Source organism: Dorea sp. D27 (assembly GCF_001185345.1).
Classification (GTDB): Bacteria; Bacillota; Clostridia; order Lachnospirales; family Lachnospiraceae; genus Extibacter.
Window position 1 is genome coordinate 489824 of sequence record NZ_KQ236744.1, and the last position, 18870, is coordinate 508693.

Here is an 18870-nt window from a genome sequence, read left to right on the forward strand (position 1 = left end):
TCTCACATAACAGCCCTGTACCTGATTCCGGCTCTTCCTCATTATAATTATAATTCCATTTTGCCAAAGGTTTTCACTCGCTCAGCTTTTTTATTAATATACCGGCACAGATAAATTCCTTCCGACCGCCAGTAACGTCACACAGCCGTCCCCGCCCGTGCCAGTAAAGTAGATAGCCGCTGGGGAGGCAGGGGACATATGCGAAGGTATAAGCGGGAGGGACGGAGAATCCTCACCAGATTCCTTGGCCCGTGGGATGAGAGCCCCATCGGCGAACATTCCACGGGCTTAGGAATCTGTGTGATAGTCGCAGTTCCCGGACGCATCGGAGCAGATGCCCCCTGCCTCCCCAGCGGCGTCCTAATTTACTAAACCCCCATTTACTGGCAGGAGTAGGCTCCGTCTACGATGAGATCGCTGCCTGTCGTGTAGCCTGACGCATCCGATGCAAGATAGAGCACCGGCGGTATCAGCTCTTCCGGCTTTCCCATCCGGCCGAGCGGCATGAGCGGCATCCATGCGTCTATCAGTTCCTGGGGTGACAGATCGACAGACATCGGCGTGGCGATGTAGCCCGGGCTGAGTGAATTGACCCGGATGCCATATTGCGCCCATTCTACGGCCAGTGATTTTGTCAGGTGGATAACCCCTGCTTTCGAAGCGTTATAGGAACACTGCCACTGTGGTATGTTGACGATCGTCCCCGACATAGAAGCCATGTTGATGATGCTGCCTTTTATGCCACGTTCAATCATAATCCGCCCTACAGCGCGCGCCATAATAAATTCTCCCGTCAGGTTCGTATCTACGACCTGGCGGAATTCCTCCACAGTAGCGTCCATGGTTGACTGATGCATGCAGATACCGGCATTGTTGAAGAGGATATCTATCGTACCGGAACGCTCCAATATGGAGGCGAGCGCCTGTTCCACCTGTGGCTCGTCCGTAACATCGGCTTTGAGCTCGTAAGCCTTTCCGCCGTCTTTCTCAATCATGTCCACCGTCTCTTTGGCCCCGGACCGGGAGATGATTACGACTTCGGCTCCTGCTTTGGCAAGGCCGCAGGCGATAACTTGACCGATGCCGCGGCCACCTCCGGTCACGATGGCAGCTTTGCCGTATAATCCAAATATATCCTGTAAATACATCACATAATCCTCCTTTTGGGTTCTAGTCAAGCCAGCCTTCTCTTGGCACCGCGTGGAAGGTGCCGGCAAGGGCTTTCAGCTGATCTTTCGGTATCTCGTTCTTTCGTTCCAGATGGGCGATCTTCATATAGATTTCTGCGGCCTTCTCCACGGTCTCTATGAGGCCGAAAGCCTCGTCCAGAGTCCGGCCTGTGCCGAAGATACCATGGTGTGCCCATACGACGAGACGGCAGTCCTTAATCTTCTCGGCGGTAGCGGCCCCGATGTCATTTGTCCCTGACACCATCCACGGTACGATGCCCACACCGTCGGGAAATACGACGATACACTCTGTGATCATCTGCCAGAGCGTGCAGGTGAATTCGCGGTCATCGATGGAATGTACAAAGGTCATGGCAATCGTATTTGCCGGATGGCAGTGCATGACGACCCTGTGTTCTGGATCTGCTTTCAGCCTTGCCATATGATTCATGAGATGCGTAGGAAATTCACTCGTCGGGAGCGTTCCGCCTTCAAACCCCCAGAGCAGCTCCAGTTCTCTGCCGCTTGACGCCACACGTACGATTCCAAGATTTCCCTCCGGGTCTTTGGTTACATTTTTAAAATACTTTCCGGTTCCCGTGACAAGAAACAGGCGTCCGGCAAGCTCTTCGGCGTCAAATGCAATCGGAATACTGCGAATGACTTTAGAAAGGTCGAGATAATCTGACAGTTCCCTCTCATCCAGGAGCCAGCTTATATTGCCGCCATTTCGCTCATCCCATCCAAGCCGATACATGTTGGCAGTCATATCACAGATATCTGTTATGATTGGTGATTCTAATATATGTTTCATCGTTGTTCCTCCTTGGCGCCTCGAAGAGACGCCGGGTCTGAATCGTTCGACAGTTTCAGAAATGCTTCATAATGCATATTCCACTCTTCCGTGTTCTGAGGGGTATATTCTTTCGTCCTATATGATGGCCTCATGATATCTTTTGCCTCGTTGAGCGTGGCAGCCGCTCCTGTAGAGATGAGCTGGACGGTGATGTTGCCGATGGCGGTTGCCTCATCCGGGCCTGCGATAACCGTGCGCCCCGCTGCGTTGGCGGTGAACTGGCAGAGCATCGATGCTTTGGCCCCTCCGCCCATCATATTGATGACAGGAAGCGGTTTGCCGGATATGTGCTCCAGCTGTTCGATCGTCCAGCGGAACTTCATCGCCAGGCTTTCATAGATGCAGCGGATAATTTCACCCGTGGTCTCGGGACGCGAGCCGTAGCGGTCCATACAATACTGCTGTATTTTTACAGGCATATTGCCGGGCTCATAGAATACGTCCTCATCCGGATCAAAGAGATAGCCAAACGGTTTGGCGGCCGCAGCAAGCTGTCCCAGCTCTTCAAAGGAATAGTCCTGCCCGTGCTCTTTATAATATCGTTTCGTCTCCTGGATGAACCAGGAGCTCATCACGTTGCGGAGCAGGCGGTGATGCCCTTTGAAACCGCCCTCGTTGGCAAGGTTTGCCCGGTAGCCTTCCCCGGTGATGACACAGGACTCCAGCTCCGTGCCTATGAGCGCCCACGTACCGCAGCTTATGAGGGCACAGTCTGACGTGACCGGAGAAGAGAGATAAGCGGAAGCCGTATCGTGTTCGCACACGACGGATACAGGAAACCCTTTTGTCTCCATATATCTGTTGTAGCTTTCCTGCGTGCGTCCGAGCAGGGTGCCCGGTTTGGTCAGTGTGCCGAACAGGCTGCGCGGTATGGAGTAGCAGTCCAGTATCTCCTGGCACCAGTCATCTTTTTTGAAATCATACATCTGGCTGACAGAGGACAGCGTGTATTCGGATATGGTCTTTCCGGTCAGAAAATTGATGAGCAGATCAGGGATAAAGAGCAGCTTGTACGCGTTCTTCAATATGTAGCCGTGCCCGTCCTCGCACATGGCGGCGAGCTGCATGTAAGTGTTGAACAGTGCGTTCTGGTTGCCGCTCAGGCTGTAAAGCTGTTCCTTGGAAAGCCGTCCGTATATCTTCGCCGCGTGGCGTTCGGTACGCTTGTCCCTGTAACAGCGCACGGGGGTGAGCAGTGCTCCTTTTTCATCGATAAATGCAAAATCATTGGAAAAGGAGTCGATAGCAAAAGAATCGATATGGTCGTCCGTCAGCTCTATGGCCTTTTTGATTCCGATGTTCATCTCTTTATAGATGTTGATGATATCCCAGTACAGGCTGCCGTTGATCTGGTATGATACATTGTCGAACCTGTGGATATTCTGAATAGATGCTTTGCCGTTACCCACGGCCGCAAGAAAGAGCTTGCCTCCGCTTGCGCCCAGGTCAAAAGCCAGTATATTCAATGTGGGACCTCCTCCCTCTAGCTTGTAATAATTTTAATATTATTTTTGGATGTAATCGTACGTATGTTGCTGCCGGTCTGAGGTGTATAGTCATATTTGTCAGTCACGATATAGTCAATCGCATCGAAGTCTGACAGATAGAAAGGTCCGTTGATCTCGAATTTCGTGTGGTCTGCCAGCAGATAGGTCTCTTTTGACTTTGACATAAGCGCTTTCTTCGTATCGACCTCGTTGAGGCTGATATCAGTAAGCCGGTTCTCAAGCGTCACGCCGGTGCAGGAGATGAAGGACTTGTTCGGGAAAAAGTCCTCCGCACTTTTAATCGTCCTTGTTCCGTAGACCGAGTAATTGTTGCAGTTATAGAATCCTGCCAGCGATATGAGCGAAAGGTTGGGATTCCCGAGCTTGGCGGCCTCCAGCAGTACCTTTATGGAGTTTGTGATGATAGTCAGGTGAACCTCTCTCGGAATGTAGTCCAGGAGGAATAAAGTCGTGGAGCTGTTATCGATGAAGATGGTGTCCCGGTTCTCGATAAAAGCGGCGGCTTTCTGGGCTATCTTTTTCTTTTCCGGTATATTTCTCACATGCCGGAGCGCGAAAGGATACTCGTTGTTGAGTATCGTGTCGCCGTACTTGGCAGACGCTCCGACGGAACGGGAATTGCCGTTCGTTATGGCCCCGCCGTGGGTCCTCGTCAGCAGGCCTTCGCTTTCCAGCTCTTTAAGATCCCGCCGTATCGTCTCCTTGGACGTGTGGAGCATATCGGCCAGTATGTTGACGCTCACGGAAGACTGTGCCTTCAGCAGGTCGATAATTTTGGCTTTCCTTTCATGGCTATACATAATTCATACCATCCTTATTCAGAGTTTAGATGAGGTTCTTCGTAATGGTACAGAAAGCGTCGCACTCGATGCGCTCTAACATACTGTAGGCAAGATAGATGCTCGGACCGGACACGACGACGCCATGCTTTGGCATAATCATGCCGATCGGCTTCTTTTCCGCCAGCTCCCTGTGGTCTTCAAAGTACTGGTATACGTTTCTGCTCAGCTCTTCGGAATAGGCTTTCGTCCATTCGATGCATCCGACCTCGCCGCGGCCCATCGTGGCTTCCGTCACATTCGGAATCGGCTTGCACTGTGCCACGAACGGCATACAGTAGAATGGATGGGCATGTATCGTACATGCTATTTCTTTGAAGTTGCTGAGGATCAGCACATGCATCAGACCTTCGCGGGAGAGCTTGCCATCCCCTTCCAATATGTTCTGGTCATAATCGATCAGAAGGAAATCTTCCGGTTTCATATTGCAATGCTTGTTTTCTGACATAAGCGACGGGGACATGAGAATGCGGTTATCGTCCACGCGTACCGCGAAGTTCCCTCCGGCAGCGTTCGTAAGCCTGCGCTCCCACATCAGCCGTGCTACTGTTACCATTTCCTGTCTCATTTCGTAATAAGATAAATTGCTCATACTTTTACTCCTTTACTTTAATATAATTGGCAGATTTTTTCAATTGTTACTTGGCTTTTCAGTTCCATGGCTCGGTTATAAACATAGCCTGCCGAGAGCTGCGATTCAGCGGTGGCCGCCGAGACCCCTGTCGCGGTCCGTATCGTCTCTTCCATATCATATCCCTGGGATAGGCCGTATACGAATCCGGCGAGATAGCAGTCGCCGCAGCCTATCGTATTTACAACGTCTACTTTGGGCGGATGTACGCGGTATATCCCTTCCGGAGTCTTGACGATGGAGCCGTCGCCGCCTAGTGATACGGCGATAATCTCCACTCCGTACGTGTCAAGAGAATCAATGGCTTTGATGATAGACGCGTCATCTTCCGGAATACTGAATCCGGCCAGGGTGGACAGTTCGTCAAGGTTCGGCTTGATCATATAGGGCGACTCCTGGATGCATTCCTTCAGCGAGGGGCCGCTCGTATCCAGAAAGAACTTCACATCCTTCTCCCGGAAGATGTGCAGAATCCGGTTATATATAGAAGGGTCGGGAGAATTGGACGCGTCACCGGAAAATATGAGGTAATCTCCGGGGCAGATGACTTCTTTCATCGTAGCGAGAAGGCCATCCAGCTCTTTTTCCGTGAGCGTGACTCCGGATTCTGCGACAATCGTACAGTCGGTACTGTCCTCGATGAGCAGATAATTTGTCCTCGTCTCCCTGTTATCTTCCATATAATGGTTGAAACGGACGTTGATACCGTAATCGGACAGCATCTGGATGACCTGCCTTCCGTTTTCACCGTGGCATATGCCGAAGGCATTGTTGTCCTGACCGAGAAGCTTCAGATTGATAGATACGTGTGTGCCTTTGCCGCCGATAGTGTCTGTGGTTTTTCTGACCCTGTTTGTGACGTTCTTTTCCAGCTCTTTCAAGTACAGGATCCTGTCAATGGCGGGGTTCAGCGTAAGGGTGTGAATCATAACATGCTCCTTTCTATGTACATCTGATATAAGAAATTAAGCATAAGATAACACAAAAACAAAAATAAAACAATAAAAAACAAAGAAAAAGTCAAAAGTAATAATTGAATGACGGTTGATAATATGAACTAAATATGAACAAAGATATAACTAAAAGTGTACATTTTAACAAAAATCATAAAAAAGTGACTGCCAAAGGACAAAAAAGTGACTTGACAAACAAAGGTCATAATATTATAATTTGTCCTATAATAAGCAAAATGCATAATAAATACTAAATATTTGTCATAGAATCGTTAAAAGTGCTAGGAGTGATATTGCCACAAGCATAAACGGTCAAAAACGGTAATAAAACAAATATGTAAAATTGCGAAAATGGTAAAAGCTGTGCAGTATATGAAAAGGGAGGAAAGAAGAGTGGAGAATATTAAAATGCGTGTCAGCGGAATTAATAAGTCTTTCCCGGGAGTCAAAGCTTTGGACAACATCGATTTTGCGGTAAGAAAAGGGACGGTACATGCCCTTTGTGGGGAGAACGGTGCAGGAAAGTCTACTCTGATGAAAATCATCAACGGACTTTACAAACCGGACTCAGGACAGATATTCATCGACGAGAAGCCGGTGGAGATTAAAAATCCTATTCAGGCACAAAGCTATGGAATCGCCATGATTGCCCAGGAGCTGAACTATGTACCTGAGATGTCGATAGAAGAGAACCTGTTTCTCGGAAGGCTGCCGGTTAACAAGATCGGTAAAATCGACTGGAGGAAAGTCCGCAGGGAGACGCTCAAGTTTCTCGAGCAGGAGAAGCTTCCGTATGATCCGGAGCAGAAGCTCAAGACGCTTACCGTATCTGATATCCAGATGCTGGAGATTATCAAGGCTATTTCTAATAATGCAGATATCGTAATCATGGATGAGCCGACATCGGCAATCACGAACAGAGAGGTAGAGGTGCTGTTTGAGAAGATTGCAGAACTCAAGAGCCGCGGCGTAAGTATTATCTACATATCCCACAAGATGGAAGAAGTATTCCGCATTGCAGACGACATCACCGTATTGCGTGACGGGACGGTCGTCGAGACGCATCCGGCTTCCGACATAGATCTGGACACGGTCATCGCACTGATGGTAGGGCGGAAGATGGAAAATGTATACCCGAAAGAAGAAGTGCCCGTCGGCGATCCGATTCTTGAAATCAAGGACCTGGAGAGCAGGGGAGTGTTCAAGGATATCAATTTCTATGCCAAAAAGGGCGAAATCGTAGGATTTGCGGGGCTGATGGGAGCAGGACGTACAGAGACGATGCGGGCGATCTTCGGCCTGGACCCTTATGACGGGGGAGAAATCAAAGTCCATGGAAAGCCGGTTCACATTAAGAAAGTAAGAGACAGTATCAACAACAAAGTCGTCATGCTGTCAGAAGACAGAAGGCGCTATGGAATCGTACCGATCAGAAGCGTTATGGAAAACGCCAGCATATCAAGCCTTGACAAGTTCATCTACGGCGGCAGGAGCCATCCGAGAGAAGAAAAGAAGCTCGTCGGAGAATATTTTGATAAGATGAACGTCAAGACACCTTCGTTAGAGACTGCGATACAGGCACTTAGCGGCGGCAACCAGCAGAAGGTACTTCTTGCAAAGTGGATGCTCAGAGACCCGGATGTGCTGATTCTGGATGAACCTACAAGAGGTATCGACGTTGGCGCAAAGTTTGAGATATACAGACTGATGACCGAACTTGTGAAAGAGGGAAAGACGGTCATCATGGTTTCGTCAGAACTGCCTGAATTAATCGGAATGTGCGACAGAATCTATGTCATGAACAAAGGAATGATTACAGGATGCCTGAACAGGGATGAGTTCTCACAGGAGACTATTATGAGATTTGCGACAGGCACAGAAAAAGCGGAGGTATAGGAAGATGAGTAAAGGTAAATTCAAAAACAGTAAGTTTGTAGAAAAATATTCTATTTTTATTGTGTTGCTGGCGATGTTCATTTTATGTGCGGTAATGAATGAGAATTTCTTGTCCGTGAACAACCTGACTAACGTTGCCCGGCAGCTGTCTGTAGGAACCATCATTGCATACGGAGAGATGCTCCTTGTCATCGCAGGACTGATTGACTTGTCCGTAGGCTCCGTACTGGCGCTTTCCGGCGTTCTTTCAATCGCCTGCTACCAGTCTACCGGTTCCCTTGCGCTGGCCCTTTTGCTGGCGATTGTAATCGGAGTTCTCTGTAACCTGGTAAATGCAGTGCTTGTAACACATTTTGATGTTCCGGCTTTCATTGCCACGCTGGCGATGCAGACGATGGCAAGAGGCGCCGCCCTTCTCTATACAAAAGGGCAGAATCTGCTTCAGCTGAAAGATTTTACGATCTTCGGCCAAGGCAGCGTGGGACCGATACCGATGCCCATCATATTCATGGTTGTCATCACGATCATCACCTGGTATATCATGAACCACACGAGATACGGACGTTCCCTGTACGCCATCGGCGGCAACGAAGGAGCAGCCATCGCGTCTGGTATCAACGTTAAGAAGAACAAGTATATTACATACATCATCAACGGCGTGTTCGCCGGTATCGCAGGCGTATTGTTTATGAGCCGTGTTAACGCGGGTCTGCCGAACGGTGCGGTAGGGTACGAGATGGAAGGCCTGACAGCTACGATTGTCGGCGGCACGAGCTTCTCGGGAGGCGTGGGAACGACGATGGGCACCCTTGCCGGTGCATTTATCATCGGTTTCCTGAACAACATCATGAACCTGACCGGAGTGGATTCCTACGTGCAGCAGATAGTCAAAGGCGCCATCATCGCGTTTGCGGTTGTGCTGGATATCCGTTCTAAGAACAAGAAGACGAGGAAAGTTATCCTTGTGGCGGATGATGCCAAGAAAGATTCAGGAGACAAGAAAGACAGCTATAAAGTGGCTTATATCGCAAGAGCCCAGTCCGATTCATTCGCGGCATGGCTTGCAAATGAGCTGAAAGCTGAATTTGAAAACTATGACGATATGACACTGGAAGTATTTGACGGTGAAGCTAATGACGAAAAAGAGAACACGATGATTGAGAACGCCATCTCCAGCGGATTCGACGGTATCATCATCCAGGCGAACAACGGTGAGGCTCAGCTTCCTTATATCCAGCAGGTAGTGGACGCTGGAATCCCATGTATCACGACAAACCCACGTGTCGAGTGTGAAGGAACAGGCTCTATCGATGCCGATCCATACGAGCAGGCGAAAGTCAACTGTGAGCTTGCTATCGACCAGATTCCTGAGAACGCAAAAGTTGTCGTTCTGTTAGGGCCTGCAGGTAACTTCCACAGCACAGAGAGAAGAAATGCATGGGAAAAAGAATTCTTTGAGAAGAGACCAGACGTAGAAATCCTTGCAGAAGACATCGCTAACTGGAACAAAGACGAAGCTATGGCACTCATGGAAGACTGGGTACAGGCTTACGGCGACATCGATGCAGTCGTATCTATGAACGACAACATGGCAGCAGGCGCAATCGAAGTAGTGAAAGATAATGACAAATTTAAAGATATGCTGGCATACGGCGTTGACGGAACAGCAGAGGCTTGCCTGTTAATCAAAGAAGGCAAGATGACATCTACAGGCTTACAGTCAGCAATCGACCTGGCCAAGATGAACGCAGAGGCTATCCACTCTGTACTGACAGGCGAAAAGAAGATTACTGATATTAATGACAACGTTCCGGCTCCATTGATCACAAGCGACAATGTTGACGAGTATATCCAGATGTACAAAGACAACGGACAGATTAAAGAATAATAGAATGTCAGTAAATAAAAGTATATTGTAAAAGTAAAAAACTGGCAGGTCTTATGGCTTGCCAGTTTTTATACAAAAAAGCGCTGTCACGCATGCGCTGCAAGTATGCTGCCCCGTCAGCTTGCTGCGGGGTATTTGATTTGACCAAAAAAATCGAGAAAAAATTAACAATCCAGGAAGGGACAGGTGATTTGGTATGAAAAACAGAGCGGCTTATATGACAGATTTAGACAAAATGGAGATTCGTGACATCGAGATGCCGGAAGCCGGGGCAAAAGAAGTGCTTGTCGAGCTTGAATATGTAGGAATCTGCGGTTCCGATGTGCATTACTTCCACGATGGAAGATGCGGCGACTACAAAGTTGAGGGAGACTTCATGCTCGGCCACGAATGTGCCGGTACAGTTATCGCTCTTGGCGAAGGCGTGGAGCACCTTAAGGTCGGTGACAAAGTTGCACTTGAGCCGGGCATTACGTGCGGCCAGTGTGAGTTCTGCAAGACAGGGCGTTACAACTTGTGTCCGGACGTACAGTTTCTGGCGACGCCTCCGGTACAGGGCTGCTATGAGAACTACATCGCATTTCCGGAGAACATGTGCTTCAAGCTCCCGGAGAATATCAGTACGAAGGAAGGTGCTCTTGTAGAACCCTTATCCGTAGGTATGCACGCAGCCAATCAGGGCGATGTAAAGCTCGGTGACTCCGTAGTAATCCTCGGCGCGGGCTGCATCGGCCTTGTGACGCTGCTTGCCTGCAAGGCACACGGCGCCACAGATATCACGGTAGTGGACGTGATTCCAAAGCGTCTTGACTATGCCATGAAGCTTGGCGCGACCCGCGTCATCAACGGCAGAGAGGCGGACGCGGTCGCTGAAGTAGAAAAGCTTACAGAAGGTGCGGGCGTGGATAAAGTATTTGAGACGGCAGGCGCTCCGATTACAATCCAGCAGACACCGTACATGGTGAAGAATGGCGGGACTATCGTTCTCGTCGGCATATCTGCACAGGAGAAGATAGAATATAATTTTGCCAAGATAATGGCCAAAGAGGCAAAGATTGAATCTGTATTCCGCTACAGAAATATATATCCACAGGCGATTGCGGCCATAGCAGACGGCATCATCGACGTATCTGGCATCGTGACGCATGAGTTTGACTTTGATGACATCCAGAACGCTTTTGATTGTGCCATCAACAATAAAGATGAAGTTGTGAAAGCAGTAATCAAAATTAAATAAGTGACAGGAACGACCCATGGAGGATGATAAGAGATGGATTACAGAACTTTTAATGAAGACTTCAGCCTGGCAGGAAAGACTGCTATCGTCACAGGGGCTGCAAGCGGAATAGGATTTGAGATTGCAAAGATGTATGCGAGAAAAGGCGCCAACGTCGTGAGCTTCGACTTAAGCGAACCTGCAGAACTGCCTGAATATATGGAGAAACAGGGTGTGGGCTATCTGGCTTATGCAGGTAACATTACAAAGACAGAGGCGATTCAGGAGTGTGTCGATCAGACGGTGGAGACGTTCGGTTCGCTGGACATCCTTGTCAACTGTGCGGGAATCGGCGTAGTGGAAGGCGTGCTGGAGCACGATGAGGCGCTTTGGGACAGGACGCTTGGCATCAACCTGACAGGCACTGTGCGATTCATGAAGGCCGCCGCAAAGCGGATGAAGGAAAACGGCGGCGGAAAGATTATCAACATGGGCTCTCAGGCCGGTGTAGTCGCACTTGAGGGACATCTTACATACGGCTGCGCCAAAGCGGCAGTCATCTATGCGACCAAACAATTTGCAATGGAGCTGGCCCAGTACAATATCAATGTCAATGCCGTCTCACCGACAATCATCCTCACTCCTATGGGCGAAGAGAACTGGAACAATGAGCGGGGCGAGGAGTTTAAGAAGAAGATACCGGCCCACCGGTTCGGATATCCGGAAGAAGTTGCGGCGTGTGCGGTATTCCTTGCAAGTGATGCGGCAAGCCTTATCAATGGGGCGAACCTGGTAATTGACGGTGGATTTACAATCTGCTAGTCGTAATTGACTAATATCAGACGGAGGTTCTTAAGATGGAAGAAAAAAGAGTGAAAGAACTGGCACTAACGGCAGCGAAGATAAGGAGAAAGGCGCTCGAGGCAATCGAGGCGGCCCACTCCGGACATGTAGGCGGTTCTTTTTCAGTGGCAGACATACTGGCAGTATTATACTTTGAGAAGATGCAGATAGACCCATCTGACCCAAAGAATCCGGACCGTGACAGGTTCGTGTTATCCAAAGGGCACTGTACACCGACAATGTACGCGACGCTGGCCCTCAGGGGATATTTTCCGGTGAGCGACCTGATGACGTTCCGGAATGTGGACAGCTATCTTTCCGGACATGTAGAGATGACGAAAGTTCCGGGTGTGGATATGTCGGCCGGTTCGCTCGGACAGGGATTGTCAGCGGCCGTCGGCATGGCTCTGACCGGCAAGGTGGATAAGAAAGACTACCGGGTATACGCGGCGCTCGGCGACGGTGAGATTCAGGAAGGCCAGATATGGGAAGCAGCCATGGCGGCGGGCAACTATGGCCTTGACAATCTTACCGTGTTCGTAGATAACAATAACCTGCAGATTGACGGCACGGTCGAGGAAGTGATGTCTCCTTATCCTATCGAGGATAAGTTCAAAGCGTTCAAATGGAATGTCATTCCGATTGACGGACATGATTATGAGCAGATTGCCGATGCAGTCGATGAGGCGGCAGACGTAAAGGGCATGCCGACAGTGATTGTGGCAAAGACGGTAAAGGGCAAGGGTGTGTCATATATGGAGAACAATGTGAAGTTCCACGGCAGCACTCCGACAGAAGAACAGTTCAGTCAGGCATTTAGTGAGATAGATGCAGTTATCGCATCACTGGAGGTGTAATCATGGGAAATGTAGTATCAACGAGAGAAGCATATGGAAGAGCTCTGTGCGAATTCGGAGCCGACGAAAAGATAATGGTATTCGACGCAGATCTTACGATCTGCACCATGTCATGCTATTTTGCCGAGAAGTATCCGGAGCGTTTCTTTAATGCAGGTATCGCCGAGTGCAACATGGCGGGAATGGCAGCCGGAGCTGCAGCGTCGGGAAAGACGGCGTTCATCCATACCTTTGCGATGTTCGCGGCAGGCAGGATATATGACCAGGTGAGGAACTCTATCGCCTATCCGGGACTGAATGTTAAGGTGGTAGGCACCCATGCGGGGCTGTCGGTAGGTGAGGACGGGGCTACCCATCAATGTATCGAGGACCTGAGCCTGATGCGCACCATTCCAGGAATGACGGTCATCTGCCCGTGCGACGCATATGAGACAAAGGAGGCATTAAAAGCCATGATAGACTACGATGGCCCCTGCTACCTGAGGCTCGGCCGTTCCGGAGTGGAGTGTGTGACAGACCATATAGACGGCTATAGATTTGAACTTGAAAAAGGCGTGCAGTTAGAAGATGGCGATGATGTGACGATTATTGCCACAGGACTTATGGTACAGGAGGCGCTGAAGGCATCCGCCCTCCTTGGGAAGGAAGGCATCAGGGCGAGAGTCGTAGACCTACACACGATTAAGCCGATAGACAAGGATATCATTATAAAAGCGGCGAAGGAAACAGGTGCAATCGTGACGACGGAAGAGCACAATATCATCGGCGGCCTCGGCGCTGCTGTGTCTGAAGTGGCAGGCGAGACATGTCCGGTGCCGGTCGTAAAGCATGGTGTGGAAGATGAGTTCGGTCATTCTGGAACAGCTGAGGCGCTTATGGTAAAATACGGCCTGACGTCCGAAAAGATAGCTGCAAAGGCAAAAGAAGCCATTGCCCTGAAAAATAGAAAGTAGGTGTCCATAATGGAAATGATGAAAGCAAATGTGTACGATAAGCCGGGCCACTGCCAGATAACACAAGTGCCGGTACCGGAAATAGCGCCTCATCAGGTGCTCATCAAAGTAATGTCCTGCGGCATATGCAAAGGTGCAGATGTAGCCCTGGCAGGGGGTGGGTTCCTGGCGGAATTCCCTCTGCTGAACGGACATGAATTTGCAGGATACATATATAAGGTGGGAAGAGATGTCAAGACATTCAAGGAAGGTGACCGGGTGACGGCAGACAATACGGTGCTCTGTGACGACTGCTATTACTGCAGGAAGGATGAGCCGCTCTATTGCGAGAACTTCTACTCCCTCGGCTGTAACGGCCCGGGAGGATTTGCGGAATATGTCGTGGTGAATGCCGACAAGGTATTCCCGATCAGCGACAGCCTGTCCTTCAATGACGCTATATTTGCAGAGCCTACGGCGTGTGCGGTACACTCTATGGACCGGGTCCAGGTGCAGTTTGGAGATGACGTGCTCGTGTACGGATGCGGACCTACGGGAATCATCCTTATCCAGCTCCTCATGCACTCGAATGCCAACAGGGTCGTCGTGTGCGGGCCAAGCCAGGATAAGCTCGACATATTGAAAAAATATGGCTGCAAGGAGACGATTCTCATGGACAGGAATGACCCGGCCGTGCATGAGGCGAGGCTTAAGGAGATTGCACCAAAGGGATTTGACGTACTTGTAGATACGACGGCAAATGTAGATGTCATGGAAAGCATGATCAAGTTCGGAAAGATGGGCGCCAAGTTCATGATGTTTGCGATGCCCCACGCCGGTGCGAAGTGGGCCATCGATCCGGAATACTGGTATCTCCACGAGATACAGCTTATTCCGACGTGGGCGCAGACACACTGCTTCGGGCGTGCGTTGGAATATCTGGAGTCAGGCAAGGTACAGGTGAAAGACCTCGTCACGCACGAGATGCCGCTTGACGACTATGACAAAGGAATCGCGCTGGCCGCGAAAGGAGGACCTGGAACGCTGAAGGTCATCCTGCACCCGAATTACGAATAAGGAGCTTTTTATGGCCGTGGCGGAATGCTCCGCCACGGCCATCTATTTCTGCCATTTCATTCACAATTTCTATAGCGAAAGTAACCGAAAGTAGACAAAACAGGAACACAATGCTAGAATATCTTTAGAATCCATACTAATTGAACTGCTAATGTTCAATAAGGTAAAATAATCATATCGCATTCAGGAGGGAATTAAGATGAAGATTGCAATCGGCTGTGACCCAAATGCACAGGAGGCAAAGGAAGATTTAATTAAGTTTATGGAAGCAAAAGGCTATGGAGAGATTACGGACTTCGGAAGTGATGATCCGATTTATGCTAATACTGCTGTCAAAGTAGCAGAGGCAGTGGCTTCCAAAGAGTATGACCGTGGCATTCTCATATGTGGGACAGGCATCGGCGTGTCTATCGCGGCCAATAAAGTTAAAGGCGCATATGCGGCATTGGTTTCTGACGTATACTCAGCACAGAGGGCCCGCCTGAGCAACGATGCGAACATCGCATGTATGGGCGCGTTTACAACTGGTGGAAAGGTAAGGGAGCTGCTTGTGGAAGCATTCCTGTCTAACGAATTTGTACCGGGATGCTCTTCACAGCCGAAGGTAGACGCTTTTGTGGAATATGATAACACGCGTGACTAATATTGTAAGACTATCTTAGATTAAAAACTTAAAACATGGAAAATGCAGGAATACAAAATCTTCTGCGTTTTCCATTTTTTTAATGCCATGACTCTCCTTTTATGACTGCTTTTTAGAATTCATTTCTTTAAAATATTGAATCAATTCATAAACAATGTGAATTTCCTGTTCAGACAGAGAGGAAGCATCTAAAAATATATTGGTTTTAAGTCCGAGTAAATAATCTGTAGATACTTGAAATAATTGAGAAAGTTCTACGATATAAGTAGTAGAAGGAATAGACAATCCCATCTCCCATGCGTTAACGCTGCTGCGGGTAATATTCAGTTTTTTTGCCAGGCTTGTTTGCGTCATGTGACAAGAGGTACGTAGTTGTTTAATTCTTTCAGCAATCATATCAGAAGTCTCCTTTAAAAGTATAGTAAAACAATCTATGAGATATCGCATTATCATAATGATGTTTAAAATTGACAATTGCGATTTACAGTGATATACTTTACTTGTTTCATTAATATTATTGAGATAAAAGCAGAAAATAATTCTGCTGCCGGTATTGGGCAGATACAATGCCTTAATGAATTGCTTGAAAATAATAAGTATAAGGAGAAGAGATTGGTATGAGAAAAAGATTATTCGTAATACTTATGTGCTTAGTGGCTTTGTACCCGGCTGGTTGTTCTCCGAAAGCAGCTGAATCCGAAGTATCCGAGGAAGAGACGAATAAGCAGACAGAAGAGAAGGATATCATAGAACAAAGCCATGATGATGCAAGGGAGATTAGTTTTAATGGCGATATAGTAATTAGTAAGGGTCTGATACTAATATTGACTGATGACGGACATGTGTGGGGCAAAGGTGTTAATGTCAACGGAAATTTAGGAAATGGAAAAAGAGTTGATGCTTCTGACTGGGTACAAGTATCAGATTTGGAAAACATAGTGGGCATTTATGCATCTGTAACATATGGAGATGGCTATGGTGGCGAGGGGCAGGAACATTGTTATGCAGTAGACGAGGACGGTACGTTATATAGATGGGGAGGCAATATATTTACACCCGAGACAGTTAATCTGTTTTCTAACATCAAATCGGTAAACAGGGCAAAGGGTGGAGCCTCCAGGATGACTATCGAATGTGAAAACGGTGAAAAATATTTTATGGTTGATGCATTTTATGAGGGGCAAGATGATTACTTTATTCCTTATGCATCGGAGGGCGAAATTGATACAATTACAGAAAAGTTTTTCCTAAGTGATGGAAATTTGAAATATTTTACCTTAACTTCACAATATGCGGGCAACCAGCCAACTCTGGCGGTTTCATCAAAATCTCTGCAAGACTTATATGAAGAACATCCCGATCGTCTTTTCAGCATTGACAATATTAAAGTCAAAAATGCAGACGGTAACTATTTTGTTGATGAAGAGAATGGAGCGGTATATAAGTATAACGAGAGTGAGAAGTCGGTAGAAAATCTTGGGGGAAAGGGATGGAAAAAATATAGTAGTGGTGTTTCTACATTTGCTTTGTCTGAGGATGGCATACTGTCTACAAAAGGAGATAACAGTGAAGGGCAATTAGGAGATGGGACTACGGAAGATTTAGAGGATACATACTATAAAATTTCAGAAATTTCCTTTAAAGAATTTGTAACTACAGGTCGGTTTATCGCGGCCTTAGACCATGACGATAACTTATGGGCATGGGGAGAAGGTTATGGAGCAGCACCTGAGATAGTAGTTTCAAAAGAAGAGTTTATGAAAGTAAAGTAGGCCGACGGCAAGTCAATTACCGGATAGTCCTAAAAGCGTTATAAATCTTGAAAATTCAAGCATTAATAACGCTTTTTTTATTGACGTGGATTCTCCTTTATGAAAGTTTAAATTGTCTGAACATTATGATATAATAGAGAGGATTTTAGACGATACGAAAGAGAGGTTGCACGGTATGCTGAAGGTACTGATTGCGGATGATGAGAAGAAAGTATGCCAGCTGATTGTCAATCTGGTGAATTGGAAGGCTTTTGGGTTTGAGATTGTCGGGGTGGTGAACGACGGAATCTCGGCGTATAAGTTTTTGCAGGATAATACGGTCAATGTCATGATTACAGATATCCGCATGCCCGGCTGCGACGGGATGGAGCTGATTCAGAAGGCGAAGGTGCTGTATCCGGACATGTATATCGTCATCATCAGCGGATACAGCCAGTTTGATTACGCACAGAACGCTATCCGCTTTGGGGTGGAAGATTATCTGCTGAAGCCGATACGCAAGAAGGATTTGACGGCAACGCTTAAGAAGATTATCGAGAAATGCCGGGAAGAGATTCTGGACGCCCAGAAGTGGGAAGATATGCAGAAGCGGCTGGAAGAGAATGAAGAGCGGGTGAAGGGCAGCTTCCTGGAGGATCTGCTGAAACGGCCGGAAAAGTTTGGCGGCTTTTATCCGCTGGACCGGATCAACAAGGAGTACCACTATCATTTTCAGGATGTCTGCTACCAGACGTTTATCATCAAGGCCATACCAGGTAAGAGGAAAGAGGACTCGGATACGAGAAGGATTCTGCTCCAGAAAGGGACGGAAATCGTAAAAGAAGCGTTGGAAGGCATGTGCGGCGAAGCAGTAACCGGAGTGGTTGACGGCGATATATGCGGTATCATTAACGGAACAGAAGACGATATGAAGAAGACTGCCCGCAAGCTCAAAAAGGTGAAGCTGGACATCGTAAGGCTGCAGGATGTGTTCGAGGAGGTGCAGGTGTATGTCGGGCTTGGCAGAGAGACCGGGAGCATGCAGAACATACGGGAGAGCTTTGAGTCGGCAGAGCAGGCGGTACAGCAGAGGTTTTATTATGGAGAGGATTTTCTGCTGAAGGCCCCGCAGGGGGAAACCTACAAAGATATGGTGGGAGAGATTATCGACAACGCATGCAAGAAGCGCTTCTTGAACTATATCGAGATCATAGATCTCGAAAGCATCGAGGGGGAATTGGACAATGTGGAAAGGCTGCTTCTGGAAAGCCCAGAGAAAGACGGCCGCCTCGTCTCCGGAATATACAAGGAAGTTCTGACACTGTTCTATTTTGGTACACATAATTATAATATTGCCATACCGGACCAGTATCCGGAACTGCTGAAGCATCTGGAGGTGCTTGGAACCATCCATGAGGCGGTCGGCTATCTGAAGCAGTATATGCTGCGTTCTCTCATGCATTGGATGGAAGAGAAGAAGTATGTAGAATCGAGGCCAATCAGGCAGGCAAGACAATTTATCGGAGAAAACTATTACCTTCCGCTGACGCTTGAGACAGTGAGCAGGGAGATCGGATTCAATCCTACATATTTTTCGGGTATGTTTAAAAAGGAGACGGGAAAGAACTTTTCGGATTACCTGAAGGAGATAAGAATAGAGAATGCAAAGAATATGCTCTTGAATACGGAGCAGCAGGTGGAGGATATATCCTTCGCGGTCGGTTACTCAGATATCAAGTATTTCTCCAGGCTGTTCAAGAAGCTGACGGGAGTCACGCCTACAGAGTTCCGCAGGCTGTACAATTAGAAGG

General features: G+C 48.1%; 17 protein-coding genes. 10 read left to right on the forward strand and 7 right to left on the reverse strand.

Annotated features, from left to right (window positions below):
* Window positions 1-380 precede the first annotated feature (380 nt).
* From HMPREF0980_RS08815 to HMPREF0980_RS08840, 6 genes are read right to left on the reverse strand one after another with little or no spacing between them, the layout of a single operon-like run.
* Window positions 381-1148, reverse strand: coding sequence for an SDR family oxidoreductase (locus tag HMPREF0980_RS08815; RefSeq protein WP_198146216.1), 768 nt, complete (start codon window positions 1146-1148; stop codon window positions 381-383).
* 22 nt (window positions 1149-1170) lie between these two features.
* Window positions 1171-1983: a rhamnulose-1-phosphate aldolase gene (rhaD, locus tag HMPREF0980_RS08820; protein ID WP_049728768.1), complete on the reverse strand. Its 813-nt coding sequence runs from the start codon at window positions 1981-1983 to the stop codon at window positions 1171-1173.
* The gene (locus HMPREF0980_RS08825; protein WP_049728769.1) at window positions 1980-3491 is read right to left on the reverse strand and encodes a rhamnulokinase; all 1512 of its coding nucleotides are present in this window, start codon (window positions 3489-3491) and stop codon (window positions 1980-1982) included. Before HMPREF0980_RS08825 ends, rhaD begins: the two co-directional genes overlap by 4 nt.
* 17 nt (window positions 3492-3508) lie before the next feature.
* Window positions 3509-4333, reverse strand: coding sequence for a DeoR/GlpR family DNA-binding transcription regulator (locus HMPREF0980_RS08830; protein ID WP_049728770.1), 825 nt, complete (start codon window positions 4331-4333; stop codon window positions 3509-3511).
* 25 nt (window positions 4334-4358) lie between these two features.
* Entirely contained in the window at window positions 4359-4964 is a 606-nt protein-coding gene (locus tag HMPREF0980_RS08835) for a class II aldolase/adducin family protein (protein WP_049728771.1), read from the reverse strand.
* A gap of 17 nt (window positions 4965-4981) precedes the next feature.
* The gene (locus HMPREF0980_RS08840; RefSeq protein ID WP_049728772.1) at window positions 4982-5932 is read right to left on the reverse strand and encodes a 1-phosphofructokinase family hexose kinase; all 951 of its coding nucleotides are present in this window, start codon (window positions 5930-5932) and stop codon (window positions 4982-4984) included.
* A 417-nt stretch (window positions 5933-6349) separates the two neighbouring features.
* Here HMPREF0980_RS08840 and HMPREF0980_RS08845 point away from each other — a divergent pair, with 417 nt between their 5' ends.
* The 8 genes from HMPREF0980_RS08845 to HMPREF0980_RS08880 all read left to right on the forward strand — a co-directional run bounded on the left by HMPREF0980_RS08845 (window position 6350) and on the right by HMPREF0980_RS08880 (window position 15308).
* On the forward strand, window positions 6350-7852 hold the full coding sequence (locus HMPREF0980_RS08845) for a sugar ABC transporter ATP-binding protein (RefSeq protein WP_084002712.1): 1503 nt from the start codon (window positions 6350-6352) through the stop codon (window positions 7850-7852).
* Between the two features lie 4 nt (window positions 7853-7856).
* Window positions 7857-9740 carry a substrate-binding domain-containing protein gene (locus HMPREF0980_RS19780; RefSeq protein WP_049728773.1) on the forward strand — a complete coding sequence of 628 codons (1884 nt, stop codon included), beginning with the start codon at window positions 7857-7859 and terminating at the stop codon, window positions 9738-9740.
* 196 nt (window positions 9741-9936) lie between these two features.
* The gene (locus tag HMPREF0980_RS08855) at window positions 9937-10977 is read left to right on the forward strand and encodes an NAD(P)-dependent alcohol dehydrogenase (protein ID WP_049728774.1); all 1041 of its coding nucleotides are present in this window, start codon (window positions 9937-9939) and stop codon (window positions 10975-10977) included.
* A gap of 33 nt (window positions 10978-11010) precedes the next feature.
* Window positions 11011-11778, forward strand: coding sequence for a GolD/DthD family dehydrogenase (locus tag HMPREF0980_RS08860; RefSeq protein ID WP_049728775.1), 768 nt, complete (start codon window positions 11011-11013; stop codon window positions 11776-11778).
* Between the two features lie 35 nt (window positions 11779-11813).
* Window positions 11814-12656: a transketolase gene (locus HMPREF0980_RS08865; RefSeq protein WP_049728776.1), complete on the forward strand. Its 843-nt coding sequence runs from the start codon at window positions 11814-11816 to the stop codon at window positions 12654-12656.
* A gap of 2 nt (window positions 12657-12658) precedes the next feature.
* Entirely contained in the window at window positions 12659-13609 is a 951-nt protein-coding gene (locus HMPREF0980_RS08870; RefSeq protein WP_049728777.1) for a transketolase family protein, read from the forward strand.
* Between the two features lie 9 nt (window positions 13610-13618).
* Entirely contained in the window at window positions 13619-14665 is a 1047-nt protein-coding gene (locus HMPREF0980_RS08875; RefSeq protein ID WP_084002713.1) for a zinc-dependent alcohol dehydrogenase family protein, read from the forward strand.
* Between the two features lie 199 nt (window positions 14666-14864).
* On the forward strand, window positions 14865-15308 hold the full coding sequence (locus HMPREF0980_RS08880; RefSeq protein ID WP_049728778.1) for an RpiB/LacA/LacB family sugar-phosphate isomerase: 444 nt from the start codon (window positions 14865-14867) through the stop codon (window positions 15306-15308).
* Between the two features lie 99 nt (window positions 15309-15407).
* On the opposite strand, the gene HMPREF0980_RS08885 is transcribed toward HMPREF0980_RS08880, so the two are convergent.
* On the reverse strand, window positions 15408-15704 hold the full coding sequence (locus tag HMPREF0980_RS08885) for a helix-turn-helix domain-containing protein (protein ID WP_049728779.1): 297 nt from the start codon (window positions 15702-15704) through the stop codon (window positions 15408-15410).
* A 221-nt stretch (window positions 15705-15925) separates the two neighbouring features.
* Between HMPREF0980_RS08885 and HMPREF0980_RS08890 the strand changes: the two genes are divergently transcribed.
* Together HMPREF0980_RS08890 and HMPREF0980_RS08895 are read left to right on the forward strand one after the other, a co-directional pair.
* The gene (locus HMPREF0980_RS08890; protein WP_049728780.1) at window positions 15926-17080 is read left to right on the forward strand and encodes an RCC1 domain-containing protein; all 1155 of its coding nucleotides are present in this window, start codon (window positions 15926-15928) and stop codon (window positions 17078-17080) included.
* Between the two features lie 175 nt (window positions 17081-17255).
* Window positions 17256-18866: a response regulator gene (locus tag HMPREF0980_RS08895; RefSeq protein ID WP_049728781.1), complete on the forward strand. Its 1611-nt coding sequence runs from the start codon at window positions 17256-17258 to the stop codon at window positions 18864-18866.
* The last annotated feature ends 4 nt before the right edge of the window (window positions 18867-18870 follow it).